Origin of the sequence: Nocardioides sp., assembly GCF_030019515.1 — a bacterium.
Taxonomy (GTDB): Bacteria; Actinomycetota; Actinomycetes; order Propionibacteriales; family Nocardioidaceae; genus Nocardioides.
Window position 1 is genome coordinate 331,772 of record NZ_JASEEQ010000001.1, and the last position, 19,716, is coordinate 351,487.

A 19,716-nucleotide genomic window follows, 5' to 3' on the forward strand; every position below is an offset into this window, starting at 1 on the left:
CGGTCGCCATCCAGATCTGATAGGTATGCACGGGTGACTCCCTGGATCCCGCCTCGAAGGCTCCCGGTATGAACCAGCTTCCCCGCGAGGCGGCTCCCTTCGTCGCGATCAACGTGGCGATCGTCGGTGCCCAGAAGGCCGGGACCAGCTCGCTCTTCGACATGCTCCGCAAACACCCGGAGGTGTGCCCGGGGCCTCGGAAGGAGTGGCATTTCTTCGACGACGAGAAGCGATCGTGGGACCACCCTGACTACACGCACTACGGGACACCGGCACGGCTGGAGCGGCACCGGGTCGCGATCGACGGCACCCCCACCTACATGTTCTGGCCGCACGCCCTGGAACGGATGCGCGCTTACCGTCAGGACATGAGGCTGATCGCCAGCCTCCGCGACCCGATCGAGCGGGCCTTCTCCCACTGGGCGATGTACTTCGGGAGACTGCGGTCCTACCCGACCTTCAGCGAGCTGGCCCAGGGTCCGAGCCGCAACGCGCTGCTCGATCGGATCCCACCCGGCTGGAACCACCTGCGGATGCGGCGCTGGTCGATGATCCCCCGGGGTCTGTACGGCGCACAGGTCCAGCGCGGGCTCGAGCTGTTCCCGCGCGAGCAGTGGCTGTTTCTCGACTTCCACGAGCTCGTGCGCGACCACCGGACGGCTCTGGACCGCACGACCCGGTTCCTCGACCTCGCGCCGTTCTCCCGCGAGCCCCGACTGCGGGTGATCCAGTCGACTCGCGACGACCTGGTTGCTCCCCCACCGACCTCCGGGGACATCAGCCGGCTCGCCGAACACTACGCCGACGACCTCGAGATCCTGGGCCAGCTGTCGGGGCTCGACGTGAGTGGCTGGCCTACGCGTCAGGTCGTGGACGGGCGCCTCGCCCCATCGGAGCTCGCAGACCGGCTCGCTCGCAAAGCCGGCCTCCAACGCTGAAGGCCACTTCCGCCGCGCTTCGGGCTCAGCCGAGAGACGCTGGCTGCCGGGTCCAGCAGGGGCATTCGATCTCATGACGCGTCATCGGCGGACCTGTCATCCGGAGCAGCCGATGTGCGCTTGCGAGGTCGGGAACCTGGCGAAGGGTGACCAATGCCCCTACACCGCCCGTGATCTCCGCGGCATCCTGGAGGGAGAGCCGCGAAGGAGGTGCGCTCGATGTCGACCCACAGCACCTCACCCCTGGGATCGGGCGCCCGGCCGAGAGGCACCGCAGCCCACCGCGATCGTGCAGACGGCGCGTACCGGCGTGCGTGGTGGTCTCTCGCGCTCTACCCGGTGTCCTTCGTGGCCGCCTTCGCCATCGGTGAAGGCATCCTGTCAGCGGTGAGCTCCGACACCGGCGACCCCGCCTTCTGGCACCTTCTCCTCGCGGGGACTCCCGCCGTGGTCGTGTTCGTGGTCCCGGGCGTCCTCTCGGTTCGCCAGGGTCGCGAAGCCATGAGCCTCGGACGACCGGACGGCAAGGTGCCAGCCATCGTGGGAGCGGCCATTGCCATCGGCTTCGTCGGACTCAACCTTGCCTCGTACCTCGTCGGCGTGGTCACCGGCTGACGCCGCCGACTGAGCCGTGGACCGGCCTGCTGAGGTCTCGAAGGGGATGGACGAGTTGACTACGGATATCCGCCCCCACGTGAGCGACACCGTCTCGCATCACGCCGCCACGATCACTCTCGTGCTGGGACTCCTGGCGGCTGCCGCAACCGTGTTCACGTACGCACTGAGCCTGAGCGCTGGGTTCAATCCGCCCCACTGGGTGAGGGTCGCGGGCTTGGTGTGGCTTCCGCTCGGGTTCGTTGGAGCACCGATCGCCTACCTGCTCACCCGCAGCGGGCCAGGACACGGCCGCGCCCTGATCGGCCTCGCTGCGGCAGGTCTTGGACTCATCGCCTTCGTCGTCCTGCTCGTCATCGCCGGATGAGGACCGCCCGGAGCTGCAGCCGCGACCCGGGACGCGGGGCCAGATACCGAGCCTCACCGGCGTGTCCCATCAAGCCTGTCCTCGGGCTCGGCCGTGACGTTCGGGCACGAGGCCTGGGATGCGAGCCGGGCGCGTTGCTGCCTGCGCCTCCGTCGCGACGCGCGCGACCGGGGCGTGGTGGCCGAACGGCACCGTCTCGGCATAGCCGCGGAACCACGCGAGCTCCGGCAGGCTGGACGCGGCGGATGAACGACCGGTGGCCCCACCGCCCGACGGACACGAAGTCCGCGGAGCGGGCGCATCGCGGCTGCCAGACGTTCACGTCACGTCCGCCGGAGAGCCGCCGGGAGCCCGCCTCGGGTACGCCTGCGCATGGCCTGATCATGACGTGAGCACTCTCAGCACTTCGTCGAGACAGGTCACCGGCACGCCTCACAGCGCCCTGGAGGTGCGCGCCCGGAGTCGCACCGCCAAGGCCGCCAGACGGGGAGCGACGTGGACGACATTCCTGATGGTGCTGCCGGGTCTGCTGTCGAGCGACCCGGTCGGGAACGGTCTGACCGGCGCCGCGATCGGCTATACAGCCACGGCCCTGGCTGCGGCGGGGACCTACCTCGGCCTGGCCTACCTGGTGCCCTACCGACGGGTGCGATCCGCCGTCCACGCGAGTTCTCGGTACCCGTGGGCCGACGGCAGGCGCCCGGCGAACCCGACCGCAGTCCCTGGTCTGGCGCACGGGTACCTGCCGGGAGAAGCGCGCCGCTGAGGTTGCGTCGCGCGGACGAGCCGGACCGGGACACCCGGCCACCAGAGCCGCGGAGAGCGCGGACCGGTGCCCCTCGGACGGGGTTCCGCGGTGGCTGGTCTCACCGACGATCCGTGAGTCATGGTTCCCGGCTACCGCGCCCATCACACTCGGCCGCCGCACCGCACACACGCGGGTCGCCGTCAGCCCGCCAGGTGCCCCCAGGCCGAGCCGATCTCGCTCCACGGGCCGGCGGCGGCGACCGCGCCGTCGACGAGGACCACCACCCGGTCGGCGCGGGCGAGCGCGGCCCGCTTCGAGGTCGCCCCGATCACCGTCGTACGCCGGTCTCTCAGCGCCTCCCAGAGCTCGATCTCGGTGGCGGCGTCGAGCGCGCTGGAGACGTCGTCGGCCAGGAGCAGCTCGGCGTCGGCGGCCAGCGCGCGGGCCAGGGCGAGCCGCTGGACCTGCCCGCCGGAGAGCCGCACACCGCGGTGCCCGACGAGGGCGTCCTTCCCCCCGGCCTCCTCGATGTCGCGATCGAGCCGGGCGGCGGCGACCGGGTCGTCGAACGCCCGCCGGTGGCTGAGCAGGACGTTGTCGGAGAAGCTGCCGGACAGCACCCGAGGCACCTGGGCGACGTGGGCGACCTGGGCTGGCCTGAGGAAGGCCTGGGGGTCGGTGACCTCCCGGCCGTTCCAGCGCAGCCCGCCGGAGTGCTCGATCAGGCCGGCGAGCGCCGACAGCAGGCTGGACTTGCCGGAGCCCACCTGCCCGACCAGCAGCACCAGCTCCCCCGCCGCCACGGTGAGGTCCACGTTGCTGACGCCGATCGTGCCGTCGTCGTGGATCGCGGCGAAGCCGGACAGCTCCAGCCGCTCGAGCGGCACCCGCTGGACCGGCTCCGGCTCCGGGGCGGCCCCGGTGACGAGGTCGACGCCCGGCGGCAGGTCCATCAGGTCGGCACCGCCCGCGAACCGGCTCGTCTCCTTCTGCCAGGCCCGCGTCCCCGGCGCCTCGGTGACCACCATCCCGGCGACGCGGCCGAACCAGTCGAAGCCGCCGACCGCGTTGGCCACGAGCAGCGCGATGGCGAGGCTCCAGCCGCCCTGGAAGTAGATCGCCCACGACGCCACGACGCCGGACTGCACCATCACGATCGGCACGCCGTCGAGGACGGCCTGCACACGGTGCTCCTTCACCGCCGCGGCGACGCGGCCCGAGTCCACGTGGCGCAGGTGGGCGTGGATCTCGGGGATGGCGGCGGCCAGCTTCACGGTCCGCACCGAGTCGAGCGCCGAGACGAGGGCGCGCCCGAACCCCGCTCGGGCCGTGGAGGACGCGGCCGCCGACCGGCCGGCGATCGGCCGGCCCAGGGTCGACGCGAGCGCCGAGGTGACCATCACGGCGAGCAGCACGGCGCCGGCCATCCAGGTGCCGGCGAGCACCGCGGTGATGCTGGCGATGAGCAGGCCGTTGACGAAGTCGACCCAGCGGTCGGCGTACCGGGCATAGCGGTCGGCGTCCATCGACCGGGCGACGACCTCACCGGGCGGTGTCCGCGCGAGGCGCCGCTCCCGGGTCTGCCCGTAGAGGACCGACATCCGGGTGCGGAGCATCACCTCGACCCACCAGCGGGGATAGCGCCAGAACGCGTTGGCGAGCATCACCGGGGCGGCGAGCAGGCTCACCACGACCGCGCCGGTCAGCCAGGTGGGGCTGCCGCCCTCGCCCAGGTCCTCGACGACCCGGCCCCAGAGCAGACCGGTGACGGCGCCCTGGGCGCCGGTGAGGGACGCCAGCAGGAACAGGAGCGCGCCGAGCAGGCCCCAGGTGGGGCGTACGGCGAGCGCGTGCGCGGTCCCGCGTGCGAGCGACGGACCCGTCCCGACGTCGTCGAGCTCCGGGGGCGGGCCGGAGCGCCGTCGTACCCCGACGCCGCTGGGGTCGGCCTCGGAGAGCTCGACCGCAGCCCGGCCCTTGGCGTCGACCCCCACCCCGGCGGGCAGGTCGTGGCCGTGGTCGGTGCGGCTGGCGGCCAGCAGGTCCCGGAACGGTCCCGGTACCACGGCGAGCTCGGCGCGCACGCCCTGCTGGACGACGCGCCCGCGGTCGAGGACGGCGACCAGCGGTGCCCGCTCGATCGTGGAGAGCCGGTGCGCGACGAGGATGCCGGTGCGGTCCGCGAGCAGCCGGTCCGCGGCCGCCACCACGCGGCGCTCCGTGAGCGGGTCCATGCGGGCGGTTGCCTCGTCGAGCACGACCACGCGCACGTCACGCACCAGGAGCCGGGCGAACGCCACGAGCTGCTCCTCCCCCGCAGACAGCGACGTGCCGCCCGGGCCGAGGAGGGTGTCGAGGCCGTCCGGCAGGCCGGCGGACCAGCCGCCGAGACCCAGCTCGGCCACCGCGGCCTCGATCGTGCTCCGCGGGACCTCGGCGAACAGGGCGATGTTCTCGGCGAGGGTCCCGGCGAGGATCTCGGTCCGCTGGGTCACCACGCCGACCGCGCGACGCAGCCGTTGGAGATCGAGGTCCCGGACGTCCGCGCCGCCCAGGAGCACAGTGCCGCGCGGCGGCTCCATCGCGCGCGAGACGAGAGCCGCCAGGGTGGACTTGCCCGAGCCGGTGCGGCCGACCAGGGCGACGGTCTGACCGGCGGGGACCCGCAGGTCGATGCCCTGCAGCGCGAAGGCACCCTCGACGTAGGAGAAGTCGAGGCCGCGCAGCTCCAGGTCGAGTGGCCCCTCGGGAAGCTCGCTCCCGCCCTCCGGCTCGGGCGGGACGGCGAGCATCTGCCGGAGCCGGATCACGGCTCCGAGGCCGGCCTGCAGGTCCGGCAGGTGGTTGGCCGCCATCGCGATCTGGCCGACGAACGTCGAGGTGACCAGGAAGAGGGTCACCACCTCGGCGACCGACAGGCTGCCGCTGGAGGTGAGCGCCACCCCGGCGACCGCGATGGCGGCGAGCAGGGCGTGGAGCAGGATGCCGGCGCGCCGGACCAGGCGGCTCTCGACGGCGACGACGGTCTGGAACTTGGCGTGTACGTCGGCGGAGAGCCGCGCCACGCGACCCAGCACGTGGGCCTGGCCCAGGCTGGTGCGCAGGTCGTCGCGACCGGCGATGCCCTCCTCGAGCACGGCGGCGTGGTCGGTCCACGCCATCTCCTCGACGACCTTGCGCCGAGAGATCTCACCCAGCAGTGACCGAACGGCGAACCACGTGACGATCGCGAGCACCGGGAAGAGGATGAAGGACGGCCACCAGGTGACGCCGGCGACCACCCACATCGGCAGGGCGCCGAAGAGGGTGCGGGCGAGCATCCAGATCTGCCACCGGACCAGGTTGCCGACCTCGTGCGTGTCGTCGTCGATCCGGTCCAGCACCTCGCCCACGGCCTGCTCGCTCAGTGCGGGGAGCGGCTGGCTCAGTGCGGCCCGGAGCAGGTCCTCGCGGAGCCGGCCCTCCGCGCGGTCCGAGCAGCCGACCCAGGCGACCTTCCCGGTCGTGTCCACCACGGCCGCGCCGACGAGGCAGGCCGCGAGCAGCCAGACCAGGCCACGGGTCGGGTCCTCGGCGAGGTGCCCGGCCACGACCGTGCCGAGGGTCATCCCGACAGCGGCCACCGCCGAGGCGACCAGCGCGGCCATCACCACCGGGCTCTTCAACCGGCGCCAGTCGATGCTCCGGGACGGGTCGACCGCCAGGGGCGTCGGGCGCTGCTGCTCCGGTGTCGTGGGGGCGGTGACGGTGGCGGTCATGGTGTCCCCACGCTATGCGGGACCGCAGGAGGTTCTCTCCTGGTTTTCCGCCGCGCCGCCTGCGGTGTGACCGATCCGTCAGGCGGGCTCGAGGAGCCGCCCGACGCCGCCGAGCGCGAACACCTGCCGGGCCCGCCGACTCGGCTTCACCACCCGGACCACCTGGCCCCGGAGCGCGGCGAACTGGATCGCGGCGACCAGGACGGCGATGCCGCGGCAGGACATGAAGGTCGTGCCCGCGAGGTCGACCTCGATCAGCTGGTTGCCGTCGGCGATCAGCCGCCACAGGTGGCCGGCCAGCTCCGGGGCCGTCAGCAGGTCGACGTCCCCGCACACCCGTACGACGGGGCGCCCGTCGACATCGTGGACGCTAGAGATCCGCATCGCCACCATCGCCTTCCGGCGCGAACACGCCACCAAGAACAGTGCCGCCCTGGATGGCGAGACTCGAGGTTTCCTCGGTACCTCGACGCTACGCGAGCCTCGCGGCGCCCGTTACACCCGCACAGGTGTGCTCCCTTCCTCGAGCACGGCCTGGCTGCCCGCTGTCCTGGGTGGCTGAGGTGCGAGCCCAGGTCGACCGGCTCACCACCGTCGCGTGGGTCACCGGTTCCTGCGCCGGGCGGGTGCGCTCATGCCCCCGTAGCCGTGCTCGACGGCCCAGGCGACGGCGCTGGCGCGATTGGTGACGCCGATGCGGGAGTAGAGGGCACGGATGTTGCTCTTCAGCGTGTTGATGGTGATGTAGAGGTCGGAGGCGATCTCGTCGTTGGCGTACCCGGCGGCGATCCGGGCGATCACGGTCTGTTGGCGCGAGGTGAGCTCGACGTCGGCGGCCAGCACGCGGACCAGGTCGGCCTCGTAGCGTCGCACCTGCTCGGGGTCGGCGGCGAGGTCTCCGCTGGCGGCGGCGTCGACGAGCGCGGCGATCTCGTCCGCGTCCGCGCTGACCGACACGGGGGCGACCGCGCCGTTGGCCAGGGCTCGGGCGGTCAGGCCGGGTTGGAGGAGCCGCGAGAGTGCCAGGACTCGTCCGGGGTGGCTGGCCACCAGCTTCGCGAGCTCCCCGGCGCTGCCGTCGTCGTCGTTGGTGGCGAGCTTGAACGCGTCATAGATGACGACGTCCGCGTCGGCGGGCTCCGTCACCGTCGCGTAGACCCGCCCCGGATCAGCGGACTCGGCGAGGAGCGCACGGATGCCGGCCACGACGACCGGTTGCCCCGAGACCACACACACAGTGCAGACGTTGCGTTCGTCGGCCACGGCCACATTCTGTGGCCCGGGGATCTCAGCGAGCAAGCCGCATGCCCGGCCGGGTGAGGGGTCGGATCGCACCGGCGCCCCGCCGGTCCAGACAAGACGTGCTGGGGGGCGACCCGCGCCGACACCTGTCGGCGGCCGCTACTCCAGGAAGGCCGCGGTGCTGCCGCCGAGCTCCATGGCCGGGAGGCCGAGCTTGCGATGGTCCCAGGAGCGGACCCGCTGCGGGTCCAGCCGGACGACCACGCGGTTGTGGGCCATGAACTCCACGAACGGCTTCATCTCCTCGGAGTACGGGCCGTGGTAGCGCTCGAAGATGTTCACGCACACGTCCCAGACGACGGCCTCGTCCTCGATCACCTCGGCGGTGCCCTCGATGGCGACGCCGCGGAGCTGGTCGTAGGTGTGGCCGGCCTCGACCAGGAAGCTGCAGGTCGGGTCGCGGCGCAGGTTCACGGTCTTCTGCGCCTTGCGCTTGGTCTCGAACCAGATGTGGTCGTCCTTGACGGCGTACCACATGCCGACCAGGTGGATCCGACCCTCCGGACCGAGCGTGCCGAGCGTGCACGAGCGCTGCTGGTGGAGGAACGCGACCTGCTCGTCGTGGGTCATCACGACCTGGTCGCGCTGGTTGGCCACGCCTCAGCCGCCGAAGGCGTGGGTCGCCGTGACGCCGCCGTCGATCGCGATCTCGGCGCCGTTCACGTACGCCGACTCGTCGCTGGCCAGGTAGACGTAGAGCGGTGCGATGTCTTCGGGGTGCCCGACCCGGCGCAGCGGGACCTTGGAGGCGCCGTACTCCATCGCGGCGTCGCCGCCGTGGACCCGGGTCATCGGGGTGTCGATCATGCCGGGGTGCACGGAGTTCACGCGGATGCCCTGGGGGCCCAGCTCCATCGCCGCGCACTTGGTCATCCCGCGGATCGCCCACTTGGTCGCGGCGTACGCCGTGCAGCCGGCCATGCCGGCCAGGCCCTCGACCGAGGACGCGTTGATGATCGAGCCGCCGCCGTTCGTGCGCATCGTGTGGCTGACCGCGTTCATGCCGAGGAAGCAGCCGAGCTGGTTGACCCGCCAGAGCAGCTCCACCTCGTCGACGGCCATGGTCTCGATGTCGCCGAACCGCAGGATGCCGGCGTTGTTGGCCAGCACGTTGACCGGGCCGAACCGCTGGTTGGTGTCCTCGACCAGCGCCGTCCAGGAGGCCTGGTCGCTGACGTCGTGGTCGACGAAGTGGGCGGCGGCGCCCAGCTCCGCGGCGAGGTCCTGACCCTGCTCCTTGGCGATGTCGGCGATCACCACACGGGCACCCTCGGCCACGAACGCCCGGCTGATGCCGGCCCCCTGGCCCTGCGCGCCGCCGGTGACGATCGCGACCTTGCCCTGCAGCCGGCTCACGCCCGCACCTCCTGGGCCTCGACGGGCTCGACCGGCGAGAGGCGCATGATCGAGTCGGCGGCGAAGCCGACGGAGGGGTCGCGGTCCTCGAAGTAGCCACCGAGCTGCTTGTCGAGGTCGTCGAGGGTCCACAGCGACCCGGACCGGTCGAAGCGCTGCTCGACCACCGGCGCGGCGACCAGCGCGACCATGCCGCCGTACACGACGAAGACCTGGCCGGTGATGTGCGCCGCGGCCGGCGAGGAGAGGTAGGCGACCACGGGGGCGACGTGGTCGGGTGAGTACGGGTCGACCTCGAGCCCGGAGTCGTCCGCCCCGAAGACCTCGGCGGTCATCGCGGTCCGCGCCCGCGGGCAGATCGCGTTCGCGCGCACGCCGCTGCTAGCCAGCGCCCGCGCGGTCGAGACGGTGAGCGCGGCGATCCCGGCCTTCGCGGCGCCGTAGTTGGCCTGTCCGGGCGGTCCGGAGAGGAACGCCTCGGACGCGGTGTTGACCACGCTCGCGCCGGCCGGCGCGCCGGTCTGCTTGGCCTTGGCCCGCCAGTACGCCGCGGCGTTGCGGGACAGCAGGAAGTGGCCGCGCAGGTGGATGCGGATCACCTGGTCCCACTCCTCGTCGGACATGTTGAACAGCATCCGGTCGCGTGTCACTCCGGCGTTGTTCACCACGATGTCCAGGCCGCCGAGGCCGTCCACGGCCGCGGCCACCATCGCGTCGGCGGTGGCCCGCTCCCCCACGTCGCCGGCGACCACGGTCGCCTCGCCGCCGCGGGACCGGATCTCCTGCGCCGCCTCGTCGGCGCCGCCCGGCAGGTCGTTCAGCACCACCCGGGCACCGGCATCGGCGAGGGCGAGCGCCTCGGCGCGGCCCAGGCCGGCGCCGGCCCCGGTGACGATCGCCACCCGGCCGTCGAGAGAGAGGCTCACGCTCAGTCCTCCAGCGAGATCGCGGCGCGCGGGCAGGCGGCCACCGCCCGCTTGACGGCCTCGATGTTCCCGGGCGTGGTCTCCTCGGTCTTGAGCTGGAGGTAGTCGTCGTCGTCCAGCTCGAACACGTCGGGAGCGAGCGCCTCGCACAGGGCATTGGACTCGCACAGGTCGTAGTCGACCTTGATCTTCATCGTTGCACCTAGCTTCCTTCACTGGAGTGGCCGGGGAACACGTGGGCGCTGGGGTCGATCACGACGGCCGCGTTGTTGACCGCCGTCGCCGCCTCGCCGAAGCCGACGGCGATCAGCCGGACCTTGCCGGGGTACTCGGTGATGTCGCCGGCCGCGAAGACCCGGGCGAGGTTGGTGCGCATCGAGGGGGCGACGACCAGGTGCCGCTTCTCGACCTCGAGGCCCCACTGCTGCAGCGGGCCGAGGTCGGCGACGAACCCGAGCGCGGCGACCACGGCCTGGGCCGGGCGCTCCGAGGCCTCGCCGTCGACGGTGATCTCGATCGACTCCACGACCCCGTTGCCGCGGATCGCGGAGACCTCAGCGCGGGTCACGATCTCCACCGAGGAGGCCTGCACCGCGTCGACGGTGCGCTGGTGGGCGCGGAACCCCTCGCGGCGGTGGACCAGCGTGACCGACCGGGCCACCGGCTCCAGGTGCAGAGCCCAGTCGAAGGCGCTGTCGCCGCCCCCGACGATCACCACGTCCTTGCCGGCGTACGGCGCGAAGCTCGGCACGAAGAACTCCAGGCCGCGGCCCAGCCAGCCGTCGCCGGCGGGCAGCGGGCGGGGGCTGAACTTGCCGATGCCGGCGGTGACCAGCACCGCCTTGGCGCGTACCTCGGTGCCGTCGTCGAGCCCGATGATGACCGAGTCGTCGTCCTCCCGCAGCGTCATCGCCGTCCGGTCCAGGAGGTAGGTCGGGTCGGCGGTCGCGGCCTGGGCGACCAGGCCCTCGACCAGGTCGCGGCCCTTGACCGAGGGGAACCCGGCCACGTCGAGGATCTGCTTCTCGGGGTACATCGCGGTGATCTGGCCGCCGAGCTCGGGGAGCGAGTCGACCACCGCCACCCGGAAGCCGCGGAATCCGGCGTAGTAGGTCGCGAACAGGCCGGTCGGGCCGGCCCCGATCACGAGGAGGTCGACATCGACAGCGTTATTTGTGGGCACGCGGCGATCCTTCTCCTCTCCGGGGCGCAGCTCAACTATAACCTGTTCTAGTTTCGCGGAACGCTACTGGGTCTCGAGGTCGGACACCAGCCAGCCCTGGTCCGTGCGCACGACGGTGACCAGGGCGCGATACTGCCGGTAGTCGGTGCGCGGCCGGCCCTGCTCGGTCTTCTCGACGTACTGGTCGAGGAAGAGCAGCGCCTGGACCTGGGCCGGTGAGGCCTGCACGACCCCCTGCGCGACCGCCTTGACCTGGAGCTTGGTCCGGGCCGCGATGAACTTGTCCCGGATGCCCGCCGAGGTCTGCCGGTACTGCTCGGCGAAGGTGTCGGTCATCTTCGCGGTGGCCTGGTCCACCTGGTCGTCGTAGTTCTCGAAGCTGGTGGAGAGGATCTCCTCGGTGGAGCGCGCCGCGGCCTCGACGGCCGCGCGGTGGGTCAGCTCACCGGTCACCACGGGGCGGCTCGCGGAGAGGGTCGGGGTGGCGTCGCGGGTCAGGTAGACGACCTCGGCGACCCCGACGGCGACCAGCACGACGACGGCGAGGATCAGCGCGGTCGTCGTACGCCGACCGCCGATGCCACCGCCGGGGGTCTTCTCGCGGGGCGGCGGGCCGGCCTCGATCACCGGGCCCTCGACGTGCTCGGTCGTCGGCTCCGCCTGGCCGGCGATCCTGCGCGGACGGCCGGTCGGGCTGCGGGAGCCGACGACGGGGCGGCGGGGCCTGTCTGCCTTGCCTGAGGTTCCTGAGGTGCCGGCCATCAGCCCACGAACTCCAGGTTGGCGGTCAACCAGTCGCCGCCGACCTTCTGCAGGTCCAGCTTGAGGCGGAAGTACCGGGCGACCGGCTGGTTGTCGGTCGACACGTTGGCGACCGTCCCGGTCGTGGCGGCGATGACCGTGGCGCTGTCCGAGTCGACGGTCACGACGCCGGCCCAGAGCACCTTGCCGTCCATCACGGACTTGTTGCGCTGGAGCACCTCGATGACGCTCTTGGTCGAGGTGTCGTACTGCTTGGCGAAGTCACCGGTGGCTCCGGCGGCCACGGCGTCGATGCTCTCCTGCGCGCGCTGGTAGTCGATGTTGATGAAGGCCTCCACCTCGGTCCGGGCAGCGCTGAGGACCTCGCCGTACCGCTCCTGCTCCACGGCGGCCCGGCCCCGGTCGCGGTGCTCCTGGACGACCAGGACGCCGCCGAAGACGACGGCGCACGCGAGGAGCAGCGCGAGCACGTAGAGGACGAGGTTCAGCGAGGGGTGCCGGCGAGCCCGAGGTTCCGGCCCGGGGGTCACCGGCTCGTCACCGGCCCCACCAGCAGCCACTTCCACGCGTCCCCTCCCAGGATCGACAGGTTGCCCTGATCGACGAATCGTACGGGGTTGCCGCCCGCGTCGACCGCACCCGACACGAAACCGGTGACCGGGTCGTAGGAGGAGCGGTAGAGGCGGCCCGGCGAGGAGTTGCCGGAGGAGCCCGGTGAGTACTTCGGGCCGCGCATCACGTACGGCGGCCCGCTGGCGCACCGGGCGGGGTAGATCGGGCTGTCGGTGAGGTCGCTCGGCGGGCGCCACTCGTTGCGGGGCTTGTAGCCCTCGGTGCACGGCGGCACCGAGTTGTCGAACTGGAGGTTCACGTGACCGTAGCCGTCGCCGGGCGTGCCGGTGAAGCCGGCCGAGATCGTGCGCGGGTAGGTCACCAGCAGCTGTTCGAGGCCGGCAAGGTGCGAGACCACGACCTGGTTGACGCTCACCGCGTTGCCGAGCAGCACCGGCAGCGTGGGCTCGAGGTCCCGGAGGAGGGCGTCGAGCTCGCGCGCCGTGCCGGGAGTACCGTCCAGGACGTGCTCGAGGTCGTCGTCGCTGGCGGCGACGGCGCCGGTGAGGCTGTGCAGGTCACGGGCGAGGGCGCGGATGTTCTCGCTCTGGCCCTGCTGGGTGCTGAGCACCTGCAACCCGCTGTCGAGTAGCCGGATGGTGTCCGCGGTGTGCGCCGCGGCCTCGCGCACGAACGCGCTGCCGTTGTCGATCAGCCGCTGGAGCGGCACGCCGGTGTCGGTGAACATGGTGCCCAGCTCGCGGACCACGACCTGGAGGCTCTTCTTGTCCACCGAGCTCACGAACCGGTCGAGCTCGACCAGCAGGTCCCCCTCGTCCACGGGCAGGGACGCGGCGGAGCCGTGCAGCGTGTCGCCGGCCTCGACGTAGGGGCCGGCGTCGTCGGGCGGCTCGAAGTCGAGGTACTGCTCGCCGACCGCGGAGAGGTTGTGCACGTACATCGGGGAGTCGGCGGGCAGCCGGGTGCCCTCCTCGAGGGCCAGGTCGAGACGGACGCCCTCGGCGGTCGCGGTCATCGCGCTGACCTTGCCGATCTTGACCCCGCGGTAGGTGACCTCGCTGCCCTCGAAGAGCCCGCCCGACGTCGGCAGCGTCGCGTGCACGCTGAGCCCCCGTCCGAGGACCCGGTCGACGAACCCGAGGTAGGACCCCGCGACGTAGACGATGCCGACGGCGCTGAGCACCAGGAACGCCGCGATCCGGATCTTCACGCCCCGGGTCATGGGGTGCCTCCGTAGAGGCCGGCGGGGCTCGGCGCCCGGCTCGGCTCACCGCTGCTCAGCGCCTCGCCCAGGACCCGTGGGCCCAGCAGGCCACCAGCGCCGCCGGGCAGCCCGGGGAGGTCGGGCAGCTCGGGCAGCGCCTCGACGATCGTGCAGACCGGGTTGCCGTCGTACTTCTTCCTCCTGCAGTCCTCGACCAGCTTCTTCAGCAGGTTCGCGGAGCCCAGCACCTTCTGGCAGGCCCGGCTGGTGAGGTCACCGCTCAGCAGGCACTTCTCGACGGTGCTGAGCAGCTCGCCGGGATCGGGGATGCCCGGGATGCCACCGCCGGACCGACCGGGCAGCAGGTTCTCGAGGCTGATGTCGGCGCGGATCGAGGTGTTGGCGTAGTCGCCCTTGACGATCTCCGAGGCCTCCTTGGGGAACGGGAAGCTCACCAGGAGGTTCAGCCCGGGGGCGAGGTCGTCGCCCGCCTCGTGGAGGCGCTGGAGGATCGGCTGGAGGTGGTCGAGCGAGGCCAGGATGTCGGCCTTGCTCTGGCCGATCACCCGGGTGCCGACGGCGCCGAGCCGGTTGAGGGAGCTGAGCATCCCGATCAGCTCGTCGTGCTGCGCGGCGAGCACCTCGACGGCGGGGCCGGCGACGTCGAGGGCGCTGGTGACCGTCCTCTTCTCGGCGTTGAGCGTCGAGGTGAGGTGGTCCAGCGACTCCATCGCGTTCACGATGTCGGCCTTCTGGTCGTCGAGCGTCCCGACCACGCTCTCCAGCGAGCCGAGCAGGTGGCGCAGCCGCTCGGTGCGCCCGTCCATCACCTGGTTGAGCTCGTGGGTGATGGTGCCGAGCTGGCTCACGCCGCCGCCGCTGAGCAGGAACGACAGCGCGCCGAGGACCTCCTCGACCTCCGGGTTGCGCCCGGTGTCGGCCAGCGGGATGTTGTCGCCGTCGGACAACGTGCCCGCGGCGGTCGTCCCGGTGGGCGCCTCCAGCGCGACGTACTTCTCCCCCAGCAGGCTGACCTGGCGGATGTCGGCGATCGCGTTGTCGGGCAGGTGGACGTCGTCGCGGATCCGCAGCGTGATGCGGGCGTGCCAGCCGACCCGTTCGACGTCGGTGACCTCGCCGACGGTGACGTCGTCGACCATCACCGGGGAGCGCGGCACCACGTTGAGGATGTCGGCGAACTCGGCGGTCACGTCGTAGGAGTGGTCGGCGTCGACCGGCGAGCCCGGCAGCGGGAGGTCGTAGGCGCCGTCGAACTTGCACGCCCCCGCCAGCAGGGCGAGCACGGCGATGAAGGCCCCACTGCGGAGCAGGCGGTTCACGAGCCCCCTCCCATCAGCTGGCCGAGCGAGCCGCCGGTCGCGGCGTACTGCCGCTGCACCCGGCCGGCGCCGGCGCCGGCCGGGTCACCCGCCGCAGCACCGGGCGCGGACGTCCGGCCGTCCGGGCCGGGGGGGCCAGGGGGGCCGGGGGGAATCGTGGGCAGCTGGCCCTCGACCGGCTCGAGCAGCTGCTTGAACAGCGTGCACGCCAGGTCCTTGCTCGCGCGCGGGAGGCTGGACTGCTGGACGACCGCACACAGGAAGCCGTCGGCGTCCCAGGCGTTGCCGCTGATGCCGATCCGGGAGCCGATCGTCCCGGACTTGCTGTTGTAGGCCAGGCTGAGGTTGCCGATGGCGACCGGTGCGATCCGCAGCGCGGTGTCGATGCTGTCCTTCTCGGACGCGATGGTCTTCATCACCCGGGTGAGCCGCTCGACGTCGCCCACCAGGGCCGCGCGGTTGTCGTGCACGAACGTCTTGACCGTCCCGACCGCGGCGGCGACGGCGCCGAGCGCCCCCTGGATCTCGGTGCGCTCGTCCGCGAGCTGGGAGGAGAGGCCGGCGAGGTCCTTGATGAACGCCCGGACGAGCTTGTCGTTCTGGGCGAGGGTCGTGGTGAACTCGGCGAGCTGGCTGACGGTGTCGAACAGCGGTCCCGCTCCCTCCCCGAACGTCTGCGCGGCGGCGGCGAGCTGGCTGAGCATCCGGTTGCCGAGAGCGCCCTTGCCGTCCAGGGCGTGCGCCCCGGCGCGGAGCAGGTGGTCCAGGGTGCCGTCCTTGTTGACGCCGTTGGGGCCGAGGGCCTCGGAGAGGTCGCGCAGGCTCGCGTAGATCCGGTCCAGCTCGACGGGGACGCCGGTGTCGGGCAGCGCGATGTCCGCGCCGTCGGCCATCACCCGGTCGCCCTCGTCGTAGGCCGGTGTCAGCTGGACGAACCGGTCCGCGACCAGGGTCGGCGTCACGATCACCGCCTTCGCGTCGGCCGGCACCTGGTACTTCGCGTCGTACTCCATGTCGACACGTACCGAGTTGCCTTCGGGCGTCACCGCGGTCACCCGGCCGACGTTGACGCCGAGGATGCGCACGTCGCTGCCCTGGTAGATGCTGACCGCCCGGGGGAAGTGCGCGCTCACCGTCCTGGTCGCGGTGTCGTCGCGCAGCACGATGAAGTACGTCGCCGCCAGCAGCACCACCGCGGCGGCGACCGCGAGCGCGCGGCCGTTGACCCTGCTCCACAGTCCGGTGATCACTGGCCCTCCAGGGGTCCGGGCACGAACTCGCCGGTCGGGATCGCCGCGAGGTTCGAGGCGTACGCGTCGAACCAGGGGCCGGTGCCGATGATGTTGCCGAGGATGGAGACGTAGGGGCCGAGGGCGGCCAGCGTCGACTTCAGCTCCTTCTCCTTGCCGTTGAGCAGCGCGAGCAGGTCGTCGACCTCTTGCAGCGCGGGGGCGATCTGGGCCTGGTTGTCCTCGGCGACCCCGCGCAGCTGGCGCGCCAGGCTGCGGGCGTTGACGAGCAGCAGGTGCACGGCCTGCTTGCGGCGCTGGACCTCCTGGAAGACCAGGTCGCTGTGCTTCATCAGGTCGACGAGGTCCAAGCTGTGGTCGGCGAGCACCTTGCTGACACCCTGCGAGCTCTTCAGCAGCGCCTGGATCTGCTCGTCGCGCGACGCCACGGTCTGGGAGAGCCGGGCGATGCCGCGGAAGCTGGACCGGATCTCGGGAGCGGCCTGGTTGGTCGTGTCCGCGACCACGTCCAGCGCCTGCTTGAGCCGGTCGGTGTCGATCCGCTCGGTGGTGGTGGTGAGGTCGCCGAACACGCCGACGATGTCGTACGCCGAGTGGGTGCGCTCGACCGGGATCACCTCGTCCTCGTCGAGCTGGCCGGAGCCGGCCGGCTGCAGGTCGAGGTACTTCTCGCCCAGCAGGTTGAGCACCTCGATCGAGGCGCTGCTCTCGGTGCCGAACTCCACGCCGTGGTCGACCTCGAAGGTCACCAGCACGGTGTTGCTGTTCTCCAGCGCGACGTCTTGGACCCGGCCGACCCGGATGCCGCCGACCTGGACCATGTTGCCGCGGTGGAGCCCGCTCGCGTCGCTGAACTCCGCCCGGTAGGTGCTGCCCTTGAAGCCGGGGAACTGGGAGAGGTTGAAGGCGGCCGCCATCACCAGGAGCATCACGACCACCGTGATGGCTCCCAGCCGGAGGACCCGAGCGTCTCCGTAGCGGTTCATGGCGCCGTCGCCCCGTTGCACCGCGGCGCGGTGGAGTGGAAGTCGAGGTTGTTCAGCTGGGCCATCAGCTGGCGCACGCCGGGCAGCTCCCCCAGGTCCGCGGGCAGCGTGATCCGGCCGCTGAACCCGCAGATGTAGTAGCTGTACCAGGACCCGTAGGTGCCGGTCCGGGTCTGGTCGGTCATCGACTCGGGCAGCCGGTCGAGCAGCTCGGTGAGCTGGTCGCTGCTCTTCTTCTCGTTCAGCAGCGCGGCCAGGCGGCGCAGCTTCGCGACGTCGGACCTCACCAGCGGGCGCCCCTGCCGTAGGAGGTCGGCGACGACGACGGTGAGGTCGGAGATGTTCTGCAACGACGCGCCGATCGTGCCCCGGTCGCGGGCCAGGTCGCCCATCCAGTCCTTCAGCCCGACGACGAGGTCGCTGAGCTGCTGGTGCCGGCTGTCCACCGTCGCCAGGGTCTGGCCGAGGTTGTCGACGACCTGGCCGATCAGCCGGTCGCGGTCGGCGAGGGTGTTGGTGAGCGACGCCGTCCTCTGCAGCAGCCCCTGCACCGTGCCGCCCTCGCCCTGGAGGACCTGGACCAGGTTCATGCTCAGGTCGTTGACCTGCTCCGGGTTGAGCGCCTGGAACAGCGGCTGGAAGCCGTTGAACAGCGTGGTCAGGTCGAGCGCCGGCGTGGTCCGGCCGATCGGGATCGTGTCCCCGGACTCCATCGGCTCGGCATCGGCGTCGGCACCCTCCTCGAGCGCCAGGTAGCGGTCGCCCACCAGGTTCAGGAACCGGATCTCGGCCCGGGAGGCGGTCGTGAGCGGGACGTCGGACTGCACCCGGAAGGTCACCAGGGCCTCGCTGCGGTCGTAGTGCTCGACCTGCTTGACCTCACCCACGCTGACGCCGGCGACGCGGACGTCGTCGCCCTTCTCGAGCATCGAGGCGGTGCTGAAGATCGCCTGGTACGTCGTCCCCGCGCCGAAGCCGATGTTGCCCATGATCGCCGCGAGCAGGCCGGTCACCAGGATCGACACCACCGTGAAGATCCCGAGCTTGATGCCGGCGGCCAGCGTGGTCGAGTTGCGCGACATCAACGCCCACCCCCTGCGGCCGCTGCGGGTGAGCTGACGACCGGGCCGTAGAGCAGCGACCCCAGCGAGCCGTAGCTGTCGGCGGGCCGCCCGGTCAGCTGGGCGAGCAGCGCGTTGACGACCTGCCGCTCCCCCGCGGTGCCCGAGTAGTCCGCACCGACCCGGCCCAGCCCGCTGAGCTGCGTCGGCAGCGGGCTGTCCGGCGGGTGCTCGTCCATGTCGCTGCCCTGGTCGAGCGCGATGGGTGGCGCGGGCACCTTCGGGTGCGGCAGGCCGAGGCACCAGGGTCCGTGGCCGACCTCGCCGTACGTCGGCCGGTCGCGCTCGTCGTAGGGGCGGTACTGGGCGGTGCCGAACTCGATGTACTGCTTGACCTGGTTGCCCTCGAAGGTGCGGGCGAGACGGGGCGCGTAGCGAGCCGCGCCCTGGAGCAGGCAGGGCAGCTCCGGCGAGTACACCGCGAGCAGCCGCAACATCGGCTCGGTGACCTGGCCGACGCGGATCAGGTTCGTGGAGTTCTCGCGCAGCACCCGGGTCGAGGTGTCCGCGAGTCCCTGGAGGTCGCCGAAGAACGCGCCGAGCTGGGCCTTGTTGTCGATGACGGTCCGGCCGGTGGTGGTGAGGTCGCGGAGCACGCCGAGCAGGTCCGGCGCGGCGAGGTCGTAGGTGTCCGCGACGTCGGCGAGCTTGACCAGGTCCGCGCGCAGCGTCGGCAGGTGGTCGTCGATCTCGCCGAGGTAGTCGTCGAGCCGGTCCATGGTCTCGCCGAGCTGCTCGCCCCGGCCGCTGAGCGCGGTGGCGAGGGCGTTCAGGGTCGCGTTCAGGTCGGCTGGCCGCACCGCGCGCAGCAGCGGGAACAGGTTCGCGAGGATCCGGCTGAGCTCGACGTTGGTCTCCACGCGGTCGGCGGGGATCACGTCCCCGTCCGCGAGCGAGGTCGGCGACGGGTCGGCCGGCGTCACGAGCGAGATGAACTTCTGGCCGAACAGCGTCGTCGGGAGGATCCGCACCGACACGTTCTCGGGGATCCGCTTCGCCTCGTCCGGCTGGAGCGCGACCGTGATCACCGCCTGGTCGCCGTCCTGGGACACCGAGCGGACCTGGCCGACCAGGGCGCCGTGCAGCCGCACGTCCCCGAACTTCGCGAGCTGCAGGCCGGCCCGGTCGGCCTCGATGCGCACGGTCGTGGCCGGGTCGAACACCTTCTGGTAGATCGCGATCGACAGCGCGATCAGCAGCGCGATCACCGTCAGGAACGCGACGCCGGCCACCAGCAGCCGGCGGTGCTCCCGCGGGCTGTCGTGGTAGATGTTCACCAGCATCGCG

Annotated in this window: 19 protein-coding genes; 3 read left to right on the top strand and 16 right to left on the bottom strand. The window is 71.8% G+C overall.

What is annotated here, in order from left to right; translation table 11 throughout:
• Positions 1-68 precede the first annotated feature (68 nt).
• The 3 genes from QMC84_RS01630 (at position 69) to QMC84_RS01640 (ending at position 1,920) form a co-directional block, all read left to right on the top strand.
• Positions 69-938: a sulfotransferase domain-containing protein gene (locus QMC84_RS01630; protein ID WP_300371099.1), complete on the top strand. Its 870-nt coding sequence runs from the start codon at positions 69-71 to the stop codon at positions 936-938.
• Positions 939-1,286: 348 nt separating this feature from the next.
• Positions 1,287-1,553: a hypothetical protein gene (locus tag QMC84_RS01635; RefSeq protein WP_300371101.1), complete on the top strand. Its 267-nt coding sequence runs from the start codon at positions 1,287-1,289 to the stop codon at positions 1,551-1,553.
• A 79-nt stretch (positions 1,554-1,632) separates the two neighbouring features.
• Entirely contained in the window at positions 1,633-1,920 is a 288-nt protein-coding gene (locus QMC84_RS01640) for a hypothetical protein (RefSeq protein WP_300371102.1), read from the top strand.
• Between the two features lie 948 nt (positions 1,921-2,868).
• Here the strand turns inward: QMC84_RS01640 and QMC84_RS01645 are convergent.
• The 16 genes from QMC84_RS01645 to QMC84_RS01720 form a co-directional block, all read right to left on the bottom strand.
• Positions 2,869-6,426, bottom strand: coding sequence for an ABC transporter ATP-binding protein (locus QMC84_RS01645; RefSeq protein ID WP_300371103.1), 3,558 nt, complete (start codon positions 6,424-6,426; stop codon positions 2,869-2,871).
• 78 nt (positions 6,427-6,504) lie between these two features.
• On the bottom strand, positions 6,505-6,810 hold the full coding sequence (locus QMC84_RS01650) for an STAS domain-containing protein (RefSeq protein ID WP_300371105.1): 306 nt from the start codon (positions 6,808-6,810) through the stop codon (positions 6,505-6,507).
• 219 nt (positions 6,811-7,029) lie between these two features.
• Positions 7,030-7,689 (bottom strand): response regulator transcription factor, encoded by a 660-nt coding sequence (locus QMC84_RS01655; RefSeq protein ID WP_300371107.1) that lies wholly within the window; start codon positions 7,687-7,689, stop codon positions 7,030-7,032.
• Between the two features lie 138 nt (positions 7,690-7,827).
• Positions 7,828-8,325 carry a PPOX class F420-dependent oxidoreductase gene (locus tag QMC84_RS01660; RefSeq protein WP_300371109.1) on the bottom strand — a complete coding sequence of 166 codons (498 nt, stop codon included), beginning with the start codon at positions 8,323-8,325 and terminating at the stop codon, positions 7,828-7,830.
• Positions 8,326-8,328: 3 nt separating this feature from the next.
• Positions 8,329-9,084: a glucose 1-dehydrogenase gene (locus QMC84_RS01665; RefSeq protein WP_300371111.1), complete on the bottom strand. Its 756-nt coding sequence runs from the start codon at positions 9,082-9,084 to the stop codon at positions 8,329-8,331.
• On the bottom strand, positions 9,081-10,010 hold the full coding sequence (locus QMC84_RS01670; RefSeq protein ID WP_300371113.1) for a 3-oxoacyl-ACP reductase: 930 nt from the start codon (positions 10,008-10,010) through the stop codon (positions 9,081-9,083). The genes QMC84_RS01665 and QMC84_RS01670 overlap by 4 nt, the downstream gene beginning before the upstream one ends.
• Before the next feature lie 2 nt (positions 10,011-10,012).
• The gene (locus QMC84_RS01675; protein ID WP_300371115.1) at positions 10,013-10,204 is read right to left on the bottom strand and encodes a ferredoxin; all 192 of its coding nucleotides are present in this window, start codon (positions 10,202-10,204) and stop codon (positions 10,013-10,015) included.
• An 8-nt stretch (positions 10,205-10,212) separates the two neighbouring features.
• Positions 10,213-11,193 carry an NAD(P)/FAD-dependent oxidoreductase gene (locus QMC84_RS01680; protein WP_300371117.1) on the bottom strand — a complete coding sequence of 327 codons (981 nt, stop codon included), beginning with the start codon at positions 11,191-11,193 and terminating at the stop codon, positions 10,213-10,215.
• Between the two features lie 63 nt (positions 11,194-11,256).
• The gene (locus tag QMC84_RS01685; RefSeq protein WP_300371119.1) at positions 11,257-11,955 is read right to left on the bottom strand and encodes a hypothetical protein; all 699 of its coding nucleotides are present in this window, start codon (positions 11,953-11,955) and stop codon (positions 11,257-11,259) included.
• Positions 11,955-12,521: a hypothetical protein gene (locus tag QMC84_RS01690; RefSeq protein WP_300371121.1), complete on the bottom strand. Its 567-nt coding sequence runs from the start codon at positions 12,519-12,521 to the stop codon at positions 11,955-11,957. The genes QMC84_RS01685 and QMC84_RS01690 overlap by 1 nt, the downstream gene beginning before the upstream one ends.
• Positions 12,482-13,750, bottom strand: a complete 1,269-nt coding sequence (locus QMC84_RS01695; RefSeq protein WP_300371123.1) for an MlaD family protein — start codon at positions 13,748-13,750, stop codon at positions 12,482-12,484. Before QMC84_RS01695 ends, QMC84_RS01690 begins: the two co-directional genes overlap by 40 nt.
• Positions 13,747-15,072, bottom strand: coding sequence for an MCE family protein (locus QMC84_RS01700; RefSeq protein WP_300371125.1), 1,326 nt, complete (start codon positions 15,070-15,072; stop codon positions 13,747-13,749). Before QMC84_RS01700 ends, QMC84_RS01695 begins: the two co-directional genes overlap by 4 nt.
• Positions 15,069-16,322, bottom strand: a complete 1,254-nt coding sequence (locus QMC84_RS01705; RefSeq protein WP_300371127.1) for an MCE family protein — start codon at positions 16,320-16,322, stop codon at positions 15,069-15,071. The genes QMC84_RS01700 and QMC84_RS01705 overlap by 4 nt, the downstream gene beginning before the upstream one ends.
• Complete coding sequence (locus QMC84_RS01710; protein ID WP_300371129.1) at positions 16,319-17,308, bottom strand: MlaD family protein; 990 nt, start codon at positions 17,306-17,308, stop codon at positions 16,319-16,321. Before QMC84_RS01710 ends, QMC84_RS01705 begins: the two co-directional genes overlap by 4 nt.
• Positions 17,305-18,390 carry an MCE family protein gene (locus tag QMC84_RS01715; protein WP_300371131.1) on the bottom strand — a complete coding sequence of 362 codons (1,086 nt, stop codon included), beginning with the start codon at positions 18,388-18,390 and terminating at the stop codon, positions 17,305-17,307. Before QMC84_RS01715 ends, QMC84_RS01710 begins: the two co-directional genes overlap by 4 nt.
• Positions 18,390-19,712, bottom strand: a complete 1,323-nt coding sequence (locus QMC84_RS01720; protein WP_300371133.1) for an MCE family protein — start codon at positions 19,710-19,712, stop codon at positions 18,390-18,392. Before QMC84_RS01720 ends, QMC84_RS01715 begins: the two co-directional genes overlap by 1 nt.
• Positions 19,713-19,716 lie beyond the last annotated feature (4 nt).

Coding starts and splice junctions, on each gene's coding strand:
- QMC84_RS01710 (WP_300371129.1), bottom strand. CDS start 17,308: ATGAACCGCTACGGAGACGCTCGGGTCCTCCGGCTGGGAGCCATCACG.
- QMC84_RS01685 (WP_300371119.1), bottom strand. CDS start 11,955: ATGGCCGGCACCTCAGGAACCTCAGGCAAGGCAGACAGGCCCCGCCGC.
- QMC84_RS01650 (WP_300371105.1), bottom strand. CDS start 6,810: ATGCGGATCTCTAGCGTCCACGATGTCGACGGGCGCCCCGTCGTACGG.
- QMC84_RS01720 (WP_300371133.1), bottom strand. CDS start 19,712: ATGCTGGTGAACATCTACCACGACAGCCCGCGGGAGCACCGCCGGCTG.
- QMC84_RS01675 (WP_300371115.1), bottom strand. CDS start 10,204: ATGAAGATCAAGGTCGACTACGACCTGTGCGAGTCCAATGCCCTGTGC.
- QMC84_RS01645 (WP_300371103.1), bottom strand. CDS start 6,426: ATGACCGCCACCGTCACCGCCCCCACGACACCGGAGCAGCAGCGCCCG.
- QMC84_RS01715 (WP_300371131.1), bottom strand. CDS start 18,390: ATGTCGCGCAACTCGACCACGCTGGCCGCCGGCATCAAGCTCGGGATC.
- QMC84_RS01630 (WP_300371099.1), top strand. CDS start 69: ATGAACCAGCTTCCCCGCGAGGCGGCTCCCTTCGTCGCGATCAACGTG.
- QMC84_RS01695 (WP_300371123.1), bottom strand. CDS start 13,750: ATGACCCGGGGCGTGAAGATCCGGATCGCGGCGTTCCTGGTGCTCAGC.